The following is a 16,334-nucleotide window of genomic DNA, read 5'->3' as shown; positions in this document are numbered from 1 at the left end:
TCAATATGTAAAACAATCAAGTGTTATTATCCTTTCATGACTAGATTTTTCCAAATTAAAATAAAATGAAATGTTTATTGAAAGACACACAGGAAATAAATTCCAATTAATGATGCAGGCCAGTTTCCGGTAAGCATTTTAATTTCTTTAAATCTATCCTGAGGTGTGTACAATGATATTTTTTGGTGTAATTTATTGCCTTCAGAGAATCTGCTTGGATCAAACGATCCAGTGAAACATTGAATTGTTATTTTCAATATGATGAAAATCATTTTAAAATTCCTTCAAGCACCTTTTCAGATACGGATCGTGCTGCAATAACCGCTCCTTCCATATAACCGGAATATTGTGTTGCTGTTTCACTAGCGGCGAAGTACAAATTACCGTTCAAATAACTATGTTGAAACAGAGGATGCCCATTATGTTGATGAGGACGTTGAATAGTTTGATTACCCGAGAATATATATTCATCTGACCAAACCTTGTCAAAATAAGCCGTCGGTTTTAATGCCAGTTCCCCTATCAATTCACCTAACTGGTGTAGAACAAATTCCCTTCTCACTTTCGGCAAGTAAGCGGCTGCGCCACCGTTAAGGAAACCTGCAAAGCCAAATCTATCCTCTTCAAAATTGGTATGGTCGTACATTTCAGTAATGATACCTGCATGACTGTACAGCATTCCTGAATATCCCTCGTTCCGCCAAAAAGGTCGGTCATATTCCAAGGTGAACTTTATTGATCCTGCCATCCAGGTTTGTACGTTTGGTAAAAGGGCCGTGAGTTCTTCAGGTAACAACGGTGAGAACACTATATTAGATGCTAACTGGGGAGGAATGCACATGATAACTTTGTCAGCAACAATTACTTTGCCCTTTTCAGTTTCAAGCAACAGATGGTTTTCTGTTTGTTTAATCGATTTCACCTTGGAATTAAAAAAAATATTTTCTAGTGGTATCTTAGTTACCAATGTATCGATCAACATTTGTGTCCCACCGGTTAAACGGTATGATGGGTTTTCAGCTTCGGGGACATAGAATTTCTGTGGTGGTTCAAACGATTTGGTCTGAAACAATGATAAACCTTTTGAGAACTGCGGGTATTTTCGCAGTCCTAATTCGTTTATTAATTCCAGCAGATCGGGTGCATATCAGAAAACCAGGTTGCGCCTAATTCTAAAGGTGTCTGTAAGGTTCCTGTGACGGTCTGTATCCTTCCGCCTAGTCTGGAAGATGCTTCCAGAATAATGACATCTATATTCTTTTTTGTTAGCAGGTAAGCCAAAGTTAACCCACTCAATCCACCTCCTATGATAACAATACGTTGCTTTTCATTCATCTTATTGAACCGTTATTTATTTTAACTTTCAAAGTTTCATTTTATCCTTTTGATTTCAGTGGACAAATCGGAAAAATAATGGCACATATGGGCAAAAAAAGCGAATTTCTATACTTGTGAATCTGGAGTATACTCCAAATTTGTAAATTAGCAAAAAGGTACAATTATCGCAGTTGAATGTCTATGGCAAAAGAAAAGTCGAACATAATCAATGAATATCATCTAAACAGGCATAAGCCGGACAGTCCACAGTTTGCCTTATATGATCTGAAGACACATTTAATGGAAAATCGATGCCAGGTAATCAGACCCCACATTCACAGTTTTTATCAGATTATATGGTTTAAAAAAGGTAAGGGAAAACATTCGGTCGATTTCAAGACCTACAATGTTTTTGATAATTCGATTTTTTTCGTAGGACCCAATCAGGTACATCACTTTGATGAAAACAACGACTATGAGGGAGTTCTATTTCATTTCAATCGGCTATTCATCTTACAGGATCAAAGCCCATTAGATTTTTTTCTGCATTTCAATTTATTTAATAATTCATACCATCAGTCCCCTTTCATTCTCGGTAAGGGGATCATCGAGACCTTGGATAGGTATGTATCACAGATAAAAGATGAATTGAATGATGTAGAAACATTTGGCAAAGAATTGATATTGGGCAGCTATCTCAAATCATTTCTTATTCAAGTGCAGCGCAAGACTAAGAATTCTGAACTGACTTCTGAGGTTTGGCCTCCAACTTTCAACGATAAAAGATTGCTAATTACAAGGTTCGTCAATCTGATAGATGAAAACTATAGAAAAGGATATACCATTGCCGAATATGCCAGTTCGTTGCATATCTCTTCAAGGAGTCTATCCGACCTCACCCAGCAACAGCTCAATAAAACACCGTCCCAAATGGTACAGGAGCGAATTATACTGGAAGCTCAGCGTTTATTATTGTATTCCCATTCCAATATCAATCAGGTGGCGTACCGTCTAGGCTTCGAAGATGCCTCTTATTTTGTAAAATATTTTAAAAAATATACAGGTGTTTCACCGAAAGAATTTAGAAAGTCCATTTCTTAAAATTACCATTTGTTTTCCTATCTGCACATTGTTTAAAAATTGAAAAACAAAGACTTTTGTTAAACATTCTTTTATACTAATGGCTAAGGCATATTTAGTGATTACACTTACGATTGACGGAATGGATGGAGCGGGTGCAGCGGCAGTTTATTTCCTATATAAACAGCCTTTCCTAGAGACAATAAAAGGTGCTCTTTCAAAAGAACTATTAAACCATATTGACGATGTGCAGCTGTTGCACGGTTTTGATTGTGTGGAAAATGCTCAGGAATACCTAATGAGTGACTTTTTCAAAAAAAATGTGGTTACTTCTCTGAAACCATACCTAAAAGGTAAGCCGGATATTAAGATTTATAGTGTATCTTAATATTTCCGTTAATACTGGAAAGAATGGACCTTAATGCCGTTTTAAGAATTCATCAATGTATTTTTTATTTGAAGACCGTTAAAGATAGGAGGGGCTGAAAGTGACTTTTATTCTTTCTAAAGATCGGTTGCCATTATTGAAGTTATTTACAATGAAGTAAAGAATGCTAAATATAAATAAATTAAGTTTAGACATGTATAGGATTTCACATTAATGAGATAAAACCAATTTTTCTCTGTCTTGGACCACTATTGGAAAATTTTAACCTTATGGGACATCAAAATTTTTACAGGTTGATTCAAACGTCGACATAAAATATAAACTTTATCTGCAAGTCTGATGCCTGTAAACTGCCAACGCTTGTCAGAATGAAAAAAATTGCGGTACGTATTTCGACATTTTAAATCTGGTTTCTGGATTAAACGAAACCCTTAGCTTGAATTCTATCTGATTAAACTGTTTTTTTGAATTGCAAAAAACACTAGACCAATTTAAGAAAGAATTCTGTGTTAGAAATCAATTTTTTTAGTTTTATTTAGTATTAGGTTGTGTAAAAAAACTAGAAAATGTACTTTTGCATTACTCAATGAAAAGAACAGTACAAATATCCACCCAAGTTACTCCGCCCTGAGCGTAGGCTAAACTTTCATATTTTCCAATTTTAATTTATTGGCTTTTTTATCGTACCCAAAGGTTTTACTTTGGTACACCTTCTTTTTTATTTACATTTTTATATTTAAACATAATCTTCTATGCAGAAAGTTGTTAATCTGTTTGATTTCAGACAGAAAATCAATTACAGGAATGAAATTCTTGCAGGTTTGGCAGTAGCCATGACCATGATACCGGAATCCTTATCTTTTGCTATTTTAGCAGGTCTTCCCCCATTAACAGGTCTTTATGCAGCATTCTTAATGGGTATTGTTACCGCCATTCTTGGTGGAAGACCAGGAATGATTTCCGGAGGTGCAGGAGCAACGGTTGTGGTACTTATCGCATTGGCTGCAACACACGGTGTGGAATACCTTTTTGCAGCCATTATATTGGCAGGTTTACTGCAATTATTAGTAGGGGTTTTTAAGCTCGGTAAATTTGTTCGGCTGATCCCTCAGCCTGTTATGTACGGTTTTTTAAACGGTCTTGCAGTGATTATATTTATGGCTCAGATAGCCCAATTTAAAGTCGTTGAAAACGGAATAGAAGGTTGGATGCAGGGGTCTGAACTCTATGTAATGGTGGGATTGACCTTATTAACTATAGCAATCGTATTTATATTACCTAAGTTTACCAAAGCCGTTCCTGCGTCCTTAGTAGCAATAATAGTTGTGTTCGGTATCGTTTATTTTTTCGGAATCGATACTAAAAAAGTAATTGATATAGCATCTGTGGGAGGTTCTTTGCCATCATTTCATATTCCGGTGGTACCCTTTAATTTGGAAACTCTGAAAATTATCTTTCCGTATGCTCTGGTAATGGCAGGCGTTGGATTGATTGAAAGTTTATTAACGCTGAATATGGTTGACGAAATAACCGGTACAAAAGGACAGTCTAACCGCGAGTCTGCTGCACAGGGAATAGCAAATCTTACCAACGGTTTCTTTGGAGGAATGGGCGGTTGTGCCATGGTTGCCCAGACATTGGTCAACATTGGCGCTGGAGGAAGAGCAAGATTTTCGGCTATTATTGCATCCATAGCAATCTTATTGGTCATTTTGGTTGCAGGTCCCTTAATTGAGCAGATACCTATGGCCGCTTTAGTTGGTGTAATGATGATGGTTGCTATTGGAACATTTGAATGGGTAAGTTTCCGTATTATTAATAAAATGCCACGCCATGATATTTTTGTCGGTATGCTAGTAGCAGTCCTTACTATTGTGTTACATAACCTTGCTTTAGCTGTTTTGATAGGGGTTGTCATTTCAGCGTTAGTTTTTGCCTGGGAAAGTGCTAAGCGTATCCGTGCAAGAAAACATGTCGATGAAAATGGAGTAAAACATTACGAAATTTTTGGTCCGCTTTTCTTCGGATCTACTGCTGCTTTTATTGAAAAATTTGATGTGGTAAACGATCCAAAAGAGGTCATAATAGATTTTAAGGAAAGTAAGGTGGTAGATATGTCAGCCATTGAAGCCTTGAATAAAATTACAGAGAAGTATCACAAGGAAGATAAAAAACTACATTTACGTCACTTAAGCCAGGACTGCAGGCAGTTACTCAAAAATGCTGAAACTGTTATAGATGTGAATATTATCGAAGATCCTACCTATAAAGTAATGACTAATAAGTAACATTGTTACGGACTCAAGGATCATGGAGATATTCGGAATAGGTAAGCATAACGCAAAGGTGATCGTGGCTGAGGCTGGCCGTCTGGCTGGTAATCCATGGGATCAAGCTGAATGCGTCCATGGTCTTGGGAATCCCAAAAATGCATGGGGCTGGGAAATATCAAGTTAGGGGGTGGTTATAAATATCGAAGAGTTGGAGCCCTTCAATGTTCGGTAGGATCCGATTATAAAAACTATGGAGGTCAGAGATTCTCTGACAATCCTGACCTGATAGAAACATCGGAGTATTATTTCCCAACTGCATTGAAAGGCTTCAATGTTCGCGTTTGCTCCACATTTGCCAGGGATTATTCATGCAGCAGCATCTTAGCTGTGAGGAAACGTGTCAATGGAGGTACGAACGGACTACAGGACAGGTTCAATAAATCAGCTAATTATACAAGTATGGTGAAATAACGTTGAGAAATGAAAACTGCCCAAATGCAGAGGATCCGATTATGAATGACAATAATTTAGGGTAAAATGTTTTACAAGTTTAACTACAAAAAAACAGCAATTATATACCATGAAAGGAACGGCATGGATAAATAGAAACGATAAAATCACTAGTGAAGTTTTCTCGCTAGAAACCAGTAAGGGTAACCAGCTGTTCTTATTTAAGAAAAGGACTAATTGTTAAATAAAGCAGCGAATGTTAGAAAACTACTGCAGCATTGAACGAGAATTACCACCCTTATCCATGATATTCCAATACATAAAAAATATCCCTAGACAAATGACCTGTCCAGGGAAAGATACTAACCCAATAAAAAAACCGCTTATTGGGATTATTTAGCTATTTATGTATTTTACTTAATAATCAATACAATAAAAGGGTTTTAAATAATATCCTTGGATGGCGGTTCTCAGGATTTAGGTGGAGGCCATGAAAATCTCAGGAATATAAAATACCTAAGATTGGGTATATCCCGATTTAGGAAGTTTTTCTAAATTCGTCCCAAAACCAATTTTATGAAATTAATTAGAATCACCTGCATGGTTGTTTTTACAGTATTGATAGCCATGTTTTTCTCCTGTGAACCAGAGGACAATGAATCCGATATCGAGCCAGCTGCAAGAGCAAATGGAAGATATATCCATACCCAAACGGGACTTATTATAGATATGCATTATGATATTGGTTTAAAATGGGGCTATGTGGAAATAGACGAGGTCGGCACTGCATTTCCTCCTGGCGCAAAGGGATTTCATGTTGTTGCAGACGTTAAATATATGGGGGAGAATCTATGGCAAGGTGAAAACTTCATGTATGTTCCGGGAAGGAATCCCGAATGGAGTTCCAATGGATTTGTTAGAATTTGGAGAGAAAAAGGAAATGGTTTGAGGATCGGTACTCAATTTTATGATAAATTAGAATAAAAATTCCAAGGATAGAATAAGTCATAACCTATTATAAAAAAGTAGGTTTTTCATTTTAATTAATCGCTAATAATATTAGTGATTTTGCTCCATGTCAGCACAAGCACGTATTAACAGAAACAATGAGACGCCCAGTGATGCGGTTTCAATCATTAAAACCGCAAAAGTAAATGGTTGTTGGAATTTACATAGGCGAAATCAGAAATTCTATACTCCTGAAAAATTTGAGAAGGAGTGGCAAACTGTAGTACATTGCAGGAGGAGGAAACCGACCAACCCTCAACCGATATTGCAGAATCCCATATAAATACTGAGGCAGAAAAGGAAAGTTATGGAGCAAATCAACAATTGATTCATTTTCACTCTATATCTAAAAGTCCATTCATGAGAATGGGCGTTTGCTATATTCCTGAATATCAAATAAATAGTGCACTTAAAGTTGAAATTGAACAAAATTGCCTACGATTGCTGCCCTTAAGAATTAAACCTCGGAACCACTCAAGGGATTAAGCCCATTTATCTAAACTAATGGATCATCCATTTCCCTTAAAATATCAAATATTATACTGGATTTTGTTCGTAAGGAAATCCTTGATTTGGAAATTTTTTAATTTTTAGAGAAGATATAGCATTCTTTGCTGAGGAAACACTAATTGTCCCAACAAATTACTCCGTACAATTTTTTTTATCCTTAAGGCTACATCGTCAAAGGTAAGGGGATAAAAGCAATTTTTTGGGTAATGACATTTACTAAAGATGAAAAAATGCATCAATCTCGGGTATACAGATGACAGAGGAGCCAATTACATCATTTGGTTGACTCTTATTTTTTTGGAAAAAGTAATGAAAGCACCAGTTTTATTCCTTTATTTTATGGCATAAACCGGATTAGAGGTGTGCAATTTTGAAGGTGGAAAATCTCTGCATAGCCAAATTTTCTGCTGTTTTTGAGTGATCTCGTTTTATCAGTTCGAATGAAATACCAATTCAAAAATGGGGAATGGAAAGGGTTATCAGGAACTTTTCGGTAAGGATTTGCTTGGGGCCGCCTAATTTTCGCTTCAGTAGCTTTTTTTTACGATTGAGTAATCTTTCCCCAAAAATCTAAGATACTTCTTCTTCCTTTGAACAATTGGAGAACTTCCATGGTATGGGATTTGTCCAAGATTTAATTATGTCAATATGGGAGAACCTTGGATCCGAAAGTTTGCGGTGATATGGACGGGTCAGTTCATTTCTTTGCTCAGTAGCACAGCAGTTAATTTTGCGATTATCATATGGCTCAGCCTAGAAACACGCTCAGCAGAAGTATTAGCGTATGCCGCTATCGCTGGACTGCTACCGCAAGCATTGATAGGCGTTGCCGCTGGTGTATATGTAGACCGTTGGAGTAAGAAATGGACCATGGTCATCTCAGATTCCATGGTAGCGGTTTCTACACTTGGTCTTTCTATTGCTTTTTCTCTAGGATATAACAATGTACTGTTAATTTATGGTATCCTTGCTCTCCGATCGACCGGATCAGCTTTCCACATGCCAGCTATGCAGGCAACGGCTCCACTTATTGCCCCTAAAGCAGAATTGTTAAGAATCGCAGGGGTAAACCAATTACTGCAGTCAGGCACAATCATCGGAGGGCCAGCCCTAGGGGCGCTATTGGTTGGAACCTTTGATATTGGGCACGTTCTTCTTTTGGACGTTATAGGAGCAGGTTTCGCTATTGCTTCTTTACTGCTGGTCAGATTTCCTGAAGATAAAAAAAACAGACTAATTCGCGGTAAAATCCATCCTGTTAAAATTTTTCTTAGGGATTTAAGGACAGGGTATTCCGCTATACGGGAAAATTGTGGGCTCTTGGCGCTCTTCTTTGTCTCCCTCGGGACGGCCTTTTTTATGATCCCGATAGGCCCTCTTTTACCGTTGATCACATTGGATCATTTCAATGGAGGAAAGTTCGAGATCAGTGTCATCGAAATCATTTGGGGAATAGGAATGTTCATGGGAAGTTTTATCTTGGCACTGATTAAGCCGAAAAAATTCAAAATTGCCGGAATCAACTTGATGAATGTTCTTGCAGGCTTGCTACTTGCGGGTGCGGGACTTCTTTCAGCCTCCCATTTCTCAGTTTTTGTACTTTTTGTAGGCTTATGTGGAGCTACATATTCAATTGAAAGTGCGCTGTTTACTACTGTCGTACAAGAAAACATTGAACAAAATATGCTGGGAAGGGTATTCTCCATGTACTATAGTCTTATCGTTTTGCCCTCGATTTTCGGCCTCCTTTCGACTGGTTTCCTTTCCGAATGGCTGGGCATTAATCGAACGTTTGTCGTATTCGGTGGCTTAGTTACGCTTATCGGTATGCTGTCCTTCTTTGTTCCAGCTTTAATTGCTCTTGATTCAAAGGCTGATGTACCAGAAGAATGATGAAAATCTGAAAGGACATAAAAATAATATATAACGAAGTATCCGTATTTTTACCAAAAAATAAGAAAGATTTCTGGATAAAATGACTGGAACGGAAAATTTACTACATCTAATTAAAAAAATGCATAAAAAAGGCGAAGCTTTTTTGTCTACCAAACACAAACGCATCATAACTGTAGTGTCTGCGCTGGTTTTACTATATTTGGTTTCATATCTCCTAAACCCTTACGCCGAATATTGGAACACTTATTTTCAACGCAGTCGATTGGATATATTTTTGGACTGGGGATCATCTTTCGCTTTTTGCTTTGCGGTTTCCGAATCCAGTCTGATCATTGGCAGTAAACTCAATTACCGTATCAAATGGACCGAAAAGCCATTAAAAAGATTTTTTGTCGAAACGGCATTAAATTTTATGGTTGTGCTATTTTTCCTTTTCCTTTTCAGTATTATGTACATCGTGTTAGGGGAAGAAGAAACAGGTGCAGTAACAAATACTAGCATGACGGTAGAAGAAACCCGTGACATACTTCAATGGATATTGGTGAGTTTTGTGATCGCTTTCGCTATTATAGGGGTCAATACAGGCGATTATCTTATTGAGAATTGGAAGCAGACTGCGGTTGCTGCAGCACAATCCAAACAGGCCGCAATGGAAGCGGAATTACACGCACTGAAACTGCAGCTAGACCCGCATTTCGTTTTTAATAATCTAAGTGTCCTTTCTGAGATAATACTGAAGGATCAGCAGGCGGGACATCTATATGCAGAAAATTTTGCGAAGATATACAGGTATCTCCTTATCCATTCCAGCAAAGATCTTATCGCTCTGGATGAAGAGGTGAAGTTCCTTAACGCTTATGCCTACCTTCTCAAACAGAGAATTGGTGAGGGTGTGGCATTTGAAATGAAGATAGATCCGACATATGCTCATCTTAGGTTGCCACCTTTAACATTGCAGATGCTTGTTGAAAATGCACTTAAACATAATAAGACAATCAGAAATACTCCTCTGACCATTACTATTCGGTCCACACCTGAAAAGAAGCTAGTTATCCAAAACAATATGAACCTCATTGACACCCAGGTACCTTCGTCTGGGATTGGCCTGAAAAATATTATTGAAAGATATAACCTTTTGCAGGCTCCAACACCTACTATTGATAAAAACCAGGGTGTATTTTCTGTTACAATACCCTTAATTAAATAACAATGAATATATTGATAATCGAAGATGAAAAGCCAAATGCCGATAGGTTAATCCGCCTCATACTCAGCATCCAGCCTCAGGCCAATATCTTGGCAGTGTTGGAGACCGTGTCCGACAGTATTGATTTTTTAGAGAATAGCCCTTCTCCTGACGTCGTTATGGTGGATGTTCACCTATCGGATGGATTAAGCTTTGAGATTTTTGACAAGGTAAAGGTAGAAGTGCCAATTATCTTTACAACAGCTTACGACAGCTATGCTCTTGATGCCTTTAAGCAAAATAGCATTGATTATTTACTTAAGCCAGTGGAGCTGGAAGAGTTACAGGCAGCGTTCACCAAGCTTCAGTACGTTGCTGGGGTTGCTAATTCCCGATCAATTGAAAAGCTATTGAGCGATTTCCGTCCCAAAGAGTATAGGTCCCGTTTTCTAATTCCATTTCGTGACGGTTTCAAAAAAGTCCTCGTTAGTGATATCGTGCTGTTTTACTCCGTATCCAAGGTAACGAATGCCAAGCTTGCCGACGGGTCGGAAGAGGTAATCGCTAATACGTTGGACGAGCTAGAAAAGCAGTTGGATCCACGAGTGTTCTTTAGGGCAAACCGACAATTTATAATTCATATCGATTGGATTGATCAGGTAAATAATTACTTCAATTCAAAGCTAAAGATCATACTAAAAAAGTATCCTGAAATCGAGATCATTGTCAGCAGGGAGAAAGCACCTTTGTTTAAAAATTGGCTTGGTTATTAATTCTTATATAAAATGATATAATTGTACTGTGGGGGTATCTCTTTAAAACGAATTTTTGAGTAGTGCAAGAGGAGGTTTTAACTGCAAGTGTTTCGCCAATTTGACAGATATACATTACATGATCCAAAACCACAAAAAGCCCCTGTCCGGAATTCCGGCCAGGGACGGTAATCATCCTTAGTGGGTTCTATTTTCCTAACGGAATTGCATAGCCTATAGATGCTATAAAGCCCCGGTTCTTGATTTCAGTGCCCTTTACATCCGAAATATTACTTAACCCAAGGGCATAACGTGCATCAACAATAACCTTACCTGGCCCTGCTGGCAGCGCAACGCCGGCACCAAGCTGCACACCAAAATCTATCTTTTTGATTGCCCCGTACTCTTTTTTGATTGCTTTGCTTTCGCCTAGCTTTAATCCAATAGCTGGTCCTGCATTTACATACACCGGGCCAAAACTGTATTTTGCAAGAACAGGAATTTCCAGATAATTAAGGTTAAACTTCTCTTTCTTAGCCCCCGTGCCTTTAATGGCCATTCCCTTGCTGAGGAAATTTAGTTCTGGTTGCACGGAAAAACCTCCTTTACCTGTGGAGATATTAAACCCCACCCCCCCTTGGAATCCGACCTTAAATTTTTCTCCATTAACATCCTTTATCATCTGGCTGCTCACACTTATACCTGCTTTAGGAATAATTTCCAAACTTTGAGCATTTACTTTTATAGCTCCGAAACTTGCCGTTAGGACTACTGCTGTTAATAATTTTTTCATCTTTTTTATTTTAATTATTAAATCAATTTTTTGATGGAACAAAAGTAGTATGCTAATGCTTCCTATGATACGATAATTTTCCCCAAACGTAAATAGTGGTTACCCAAGCGGACTGGCCCGGAACTGAAATGCCTACAATCCTTGAAAAAACCGTTTCTGGTTCAACCCGGGAAACTACCTTACGATAAAATTTTAAGACCGAATAGGCAATCTCTCCATTATCCCAATGAGCATGATGGTTTTGATCTAGTTTGTTATCCTTTTCAGTAGGTGCTAATAACAATTCAGCAATCAATTTTTACGGTTCGGTAAATCTTTATAAAAAGAGCTTTCAAGCTGTCCTTACTTTGTAACCATTCAGACATAAAAATGCAAGGATATGAGCACTAAATTAAATTATTATGTAATGTTGCTTTCTGCAGCAGCGTTTCTGTCTTCCTGCGGGTCCGGCAATGGTGGGGCAGAAATTGATGCAATGGCACAGATGCCACCAGTTGAGACAGATTTTATCCAACTACGCTCAGAAAGCGGTGACAGCCAGATTAGCTATCCTGGTTCGATTGAGGGGAGTGTCAATGTGGACATCAAACCCCAGGTTTCAGGATATCTACAATCTGTGTTGGTAAAAGAAGGTGATTACGTAAAAAAAGGGCAACCTTTGTTCAAGATACGCCCTGAAGTATTTACTACCCAAGTAAGCAGTAGCCGAGCAGCATTGAAGGCGGCATTGGCAAATCAGGCAGCGGCTAAGGTCGAAGTAGAAAAAATCAGACCTCTTGTTGCAGGAAAAGTAGTGACCGAAATGCAGCTGAAAACAGCCGAAGCAGCATATGAAGCAGCGAGCGCACAAGTAGACGAGGCCCGCGCCGCCTTGTTGTCCTCCCAGATTAATGCTGATTTTACCCTCATTACAGCGCCAGTAAGTGGGTACATCGGTCGCATACCCAGCCGCGTAGGAAATCTAGTTTCTCCATCCGATCCAACACCTTTGACTACTCTGTCAGAGATTGATCAGGTGTTTGCTTATTTCTCCATGAGCGAGGCAGATTTTCTGGCCTACTCCAAAAAAGGGTTAAATAACGAAAGGGAGACCCAGGTTGACCTACAGCTTGCAGATGGCACTATTTATGACAGAAAAGGCCGAATCGAATCGGCAAGTGGGCATATTGACCGTGCAACGGGAAGTATTCTGATGAAAGCCGTGTTTCAGAATCCAGACAAACTCCTGCGTTCAGGCGGTACGGCCAAAGTTGTCATCAACCGCACCATGGACGGGATTATCAAAGTCCCTAAGGTCGCAGTTAAGGACATTCAAGATTTATTCTTTGTGTACAAGCTCGGGGATAGCACAAACGTAGAAATGGTGCCGATTGAGATCGAGGGAGGTACACCAGATGCCTATTTTGTGACATCGGGCGTGAAAGACGGGGATAGAATTGCAGTAAACCGTTTGGATATGCTCCAAATGGGATCTCCTATAGTCCCCAAGATCATCGCTCAGGACTCTCTTTTAAAATAATCCATAAGAAAGCTAGATAATATGCTTAAGAAAATAATAGATAGGCCAGTAATGGCCACCGTTATATCCCTGATCATAGTGATCTTGGGTATCATGGGACTTATGAGTCTTCCCGTTACGCGGTTTCCTGATATTGCGCCACCAACTGTAATGGTGTCTGGTTCTTATCCGGGAGGAAACAGTGAAACCGTCATTCGTTCGGTTGTGACACCGCTTGAAGAGCAGATAAATGGTGTCGAAAATATGCAGTACATTAAGTCGACTGCCAGTAATGATGGATCATTCTCAATTTCTGTCATTTTTAAACAGGGGACAGATCCTGATCAGGCCGCTGTCAATGTGCAGAACCGTGTTCAGCAGGCTACTCCCGTACTCCCAGAAGAAGTAATCAGAATGGGATTGACCACTTCCAAACAGCAGAACAGTATGATCATGATATTTAACCTGTATGCTGAAAAGGATCAATATGACGAAAAGTTCCTTCAGAACTATGCTAATATCAACTTGATACCTTCAATCAAGCGTGTTCCTGGTGTGGGCCAAGCTATGGTCTTTGGCGCCAAGGACTATTCGATGCGCGTATGGCTCGATCCCAAAAAGATGGCCAGCTACGGACTGGAACCTGCCGATGTGAACAATGCTATTGCAGATCAAAGTTTGGAAGCTGCTCCCGGTAAGCTGGGCGAAGAGTCCAATGCTTCACTTGAATATGTTATCCGTTATAAGGGAAAAAAAAACCAGCCAGAAGATTTTGGAAACATCATCGTAAAGGGGGAAGGTGCCAACATTATTCGTTTGAAAGACGTTGCTCGGGTAGAGCTTGGGTCAATTTCGTACAGCGGAGACAACTTATCCAGCGGTAGGAAAGCGGTGACAATTGCCATTATGCAGACCTCTGGCTCCAATGCCAATGAGATTGAAATCGGCGTTAATGAACAGATCGAACTCTTATCAAAGTCATTCCCGCCAGGCGTGAACTATTATAAGCTAATGAGCACGAAAGAGCGGCTTGACGAAGCGACGGGACAGGTGAAAAGTACCTTGATTGAAGCGTTCATCCTCGTTTTCATTGTCGTTTTCCTGTTTCTGCAGGACCTGAGGTCGACGATCATTCCGGCAATAGCCGTTCCGGTGGCCATTGTAGGGACGTTCTTTTTCTTGATGGCATTAGGCTTTACGATCAATATCCTTACCTTGTTCGCGCTCGTTCTGGCTATTGGTATCGTTGTGGACGATGCAATTGTTGTCGTCGAAGCTGTCCATAGTAAGATGGAAGGGAGTACGCTAACTGTCAAGGAAGCCACACATAGCGCAATGGGAGAGATTACAGGTGCCGTAATTTCTATTACACTAGTTATGTCTGCAGTTTTTATTCCGATAGGCTTCATGACGGGTTCAGCGGGTATGTTCTATAAGCAGTTCGCCTATACACTGGCCATCGCAATCTTAATTTCAGCTGTAAACGCTTTGACCCTGACTCCAGCATTATGTGCCCTGTTCCTCAAAAACACGCATGCAACGGATGGACCTACAGAAAGTAAAAAATCGTTTATTAAACGCTTTACCACTGCATTTAATGCAGGGTTCAATAATTTGACCGAGAGGTATATAAAAGGTATAAAACTCTTGATACGCAGAAAATGGCTTGCCGCTGTCTTTATTCTTTCGACGATCCTTGCGGCTGCTTGGATGCTATTTAGTACCCCGAAAAGTTTTATTCCTATGGAAGACGATGGTTTCTTCATGTATTCCTTGACGATGCCTCCTGGAACAGGGCTGACTCCGACAACAGAGGTGGCGGGAAAAATTAACGAGGTCCTTAAAGGAATAGAAGCCATTGAAGAAAATACTTCTATTACTGGATTTAATATGTTGAGCAACAGTGCTAGTTCTGCTTACAGTACGGGGTTCGTGAAACTGAAGCCAAAAGCTGAACGTGGCGCCATAAAAGATATCGACGAGATAACCAAGCTGGTTGACGAAAAGCTTGGCGGTATTAAAGAGGGTATGGTATTCACCTTTCGGATGCCACCAGTCGAGGGATATGGCGTGAGTAATGGCGCGGAGATCGTTCTCCAGGACAAGCTTTCTCGCAGTCCCGAGGCGTTGACCGCACAGGCAGATTCCCTTATTTACCAATTCATGGGAATCCCAGGCGTACAGATGGCGTATACAACCTTCCGCGCAGATTATCCGCAAATGGAACTGGAAGTAGATGAGGATAAAGCGAAAACACTAGGTGTTAGCGTATCGGGACTTCTGAATACGATTCAGACCTATTTTTCGGGAGATCAGTCTCAGAACTTTACACGTTTCGGTAAGTTTTATCGCGTAAACATCAAAGCTGACGGCGTCTTCCGGATGGATGAACAGGCTTTTAAAGATATTTTTGTTAAAAACTCCCAGGGTGGAATGGTCCCAGTTAGCACACTGGTCCAACTCAAGAAAGTTTATGGTCCAGAATCTGTAAATAGGCACAACTTATATAACTCGTTGACCATCAACGTTACGCCGTTGCCAGGAGTGAGCAATGGACAGCTGATGGAAGGGTTGGAGTACGTGCTGAGCTATCTACCGTCGGATTTCAGCTATGAATGGTCTGGTCTCAGTTTGGAAGAAAAGTCTGCTGGAAACCAAACCGCGATCATATTGAGCCTATGTGTGCTCTTTGTATACCTACTGCTATCTGCACAGTATGAAAGTTATTTGTTGCCTCTGGCCGTTTTATTGTCTATTCCCACCGGGATATTGGGCGCATTTTTAGGAGCGAAATTTATCGGATTCGATAACAATGTCTACGTTCAGGTGGGAATGATCATGTTGATCGGACTGCTGGCGAAAAATGCGATCCTGATTGTGGAGTTTGCCGTGCAACGGCGGAAAGCGGGTCTTTCTATCGTTGACTCGGCACTGGAAGGATCAAGATCTAGACTTCGACCGATCATCATGACTTCATTTGCATTTATTGCAGGTATGGTTCCATTGATGATCTCAACAGGGGGAACGGCCGCCGGGAACCAATCTATAAGTGTCAGTACAGCAACAGGAATGTTGACTGGGGTCGTACTTGGAGTATTTGTAATTCCAATACTCTATATCGTCTTCCAATATTTGCAAGAAAAGGTTTCCAAGAAAAAAGAAGTTGTACAAGAATCTTAGAAA

The 16,334-nt window shown here is 39.8% G+C and carries 14 protein-coding genes; 11 read left to right on the top strand and 3 right to left on the bottom strand.

Annotation, left to right across the window (positions count from 1 at the left end; genetic code table 11):
- Positions 1-268 precede the first annotated feature (268 nt).
- On the bottom strand, positions 269-1,123 hold the full coding sequence (locus tag ACK2WI_RS04045; RefSeq protein WP_409149930.1) for a flavin monoamine oxidase family protein: 855 nt from the start codon (positions 1,121-1,123) through the stop codon (positions 269-271).
- Positions 1,123-1,335 carry an FAD-dependent oxidoreductase gene (locus ACK2WI_RS04040; protein ID WP_409149872.1) on the bottom strand — a complete coding sequence of 71 codons (213 nt, stop codon included), beginning with the start codon at positions 1,333-1,335 and terminating at the stop codon, positions 1,123-1,125. Before ACK2WI_RS04040 ends, ACK2WI_RS04045 begins: the two co-directional genes overlap by 1 nt.
- 183 nt (positions 1,336-1,518) lie before the next feature.
- Here ACK2WI_RS04040 and ACK2WI_RS04035 point away from each other — a divergent pair, with 183 nt between their 5' ends.
- The 9 genes from ACK2WI_RS04035 (at position 1,519) to ACK2WI_RS03995 (ending at position 10,881) form a co-directional block, all read left to right on the top strand.
- Entirely contained in the window at positions 1,519-2,418 is a 900-nt protein-coding gene (locus ACK2WI_RS04035; protein WP_409149871.1) for an AraC family transcriptional regulator, read from the top strand.
- 79 nt (positions 2,419-2,497) lie between these two features.
- On the top strand, positions 2,498-2,785 hold the full coding sequence (locus ACK2WI_RS04030; protein ID WP_409149870.1) for a hypothetical protein: 288 nt from the start codon (positions 2,498-2,500) through the stop codon (positions 2,783-2,785).
- Between the two features lie 752 nt (positions 2,786-3,537).
- Complete coding sequence (locus ACK2WI_RS04025) at positions 3,538-5,073, top strand: SulP family inorganic anion transporter (protein WP_409149869.1); 1,536 nt, start codon at positions 3,538-3,540, stop codon at positions 5,071-5,073.
- Between the two features lie 22 nt (positions 5,074-5,095).
- Positions 5,096-5,242, top strand: a complete 147-nt coding sequence (locus ACK2WI_RS04020) for a hypothetical protein (protein ID WP_409149868.1) — start codon at positions 5,096-5,098, stop codon at positions 5,240-5,242.
- On the top strand, positions 5,218-5,529 hold the full coding sequence (locus tag ACK2WI_RS04015) for a hypothetical protein (protein WP_409149867.1): 312 nt from the start codon (positions 5,218-5,220) through the stop codon (positions 5,527-5,529). Before ACK2WI_RS04020 ends, ACK2WI_RS04015 begins: the two co-directional genes overlap by 25 nt.
- A 555-nt stretch (positions 5,530-6,084) precedes the next feature.
- On the top strand, positions 6,085-6,492 hold the full coding sequence (locus tag ACK2WI_RS04010) for a hypothetical protein (RefSeq protein ID WP_185211806.1): 408 nt from the start codon (positions 6,085-6,087) through the stop codon (positions 6,490-6,492).
- A gap of 1,182 nt (positions 6,493-7,674) precedes the next feature.
- A complete protein-coding gene (locus ACK2WI_RS04005; protein WP_409149866.1) occupies positions 7,675-8,919 on the top strand; it encodes an MFS transporter in 1,245 nt (414 codons plus the stop codon).
- Positions 8,920-9,001: 82 nt separating this feature from the next.
- Positions 9,002-10,129: a sensor histidine kinase gene (locus tag ACK2WI_RS04000; RefSeq protein ID WP_409149865.1), complete on the top strand. Its 1,128-nt coding sequence runs from the start codon at positions 9,002-9,004 to the stop codon at positions 10,127-10,129.
- Between the two features lie 2 nt (positions 10,130-10,131).
- Positions 10,132-10,881 (top strand): LytR/AlgR family response regulator transcription factor, encoded by a 750-nt coding sequence (locus ACK2WI_RS03995; RefSeq protein WP_409149864.1) that lies wholly within the window; start codon positions 10,132-10,134, stop codon positions 10,879-10,881.
- A 187-nt stretch (positions 10,882-11,068) separates the two neighbouring features.
- Here ACK2WI_RS03995 and ACK2WI_RS03990 read toward each other — a convergent pair whose 3' ends face one another.
- Positions 11,069-11,653, bottom strand: a complete 585-nt coding sequence (locus ACK2WI_RS03990) for a porin family protein (protein ID WP_409149863.1) — start codon at positions 11,651-11,653, stop codon at positions 11,069-11,071.
- A gap of 379 nt (positions 11,654-12,032) precedes the next feature.
- Between ACK2WI_RS03990 and ACK2WI_RS03985 the strand changes: the two genes are divergently transcribed.
- Together ACK2WI_RS03985 and ACK2WI_RS03980 are read left to right on the top strand one after the other, a co-directional pair.
- Positions 12,033-13,172, top strand: coding sequence for an efflux RND transporter periplasmic adaptor subunit (locus tag ACK2WI_RS03985; protein WP_409149862.1), 1,140 nt, complete (start codon positions 12,033-12,035; stop codon positions 13,170-13,172).
- 21 nt (positions 13,173-13,193) lie between these two features.
- Positions 13,194-16,331 (top strand): efflux RND transporter permease subunit, encoded by a 3,138-nt coding sequence (locus ACK2WI_RS03980; protein WP_409149861.1) that lies wholly within the window; start codon positions 13,194-13,196, stop codon positions 16,329-16,331.
- Positions 16,332-16,334 lie beyond the last annotated feature (3 nt).

This window comes from Sphingobacterium sp. BS-2, assembly GCF_046161205.1.
GTDB classification, from domain to species: Bacteria; Bacteroidota; Bacteroidia; order Sphingobacteriales; family Sphingobacteriaceae; genus Sphingobacterium; species Sphingobacterium mizutaii.
The sequence above is the reverse complement of the archived record's forward strand: the minus strand, read 5'-3'. Positions and strand labels throughout refer to the sequence as shown.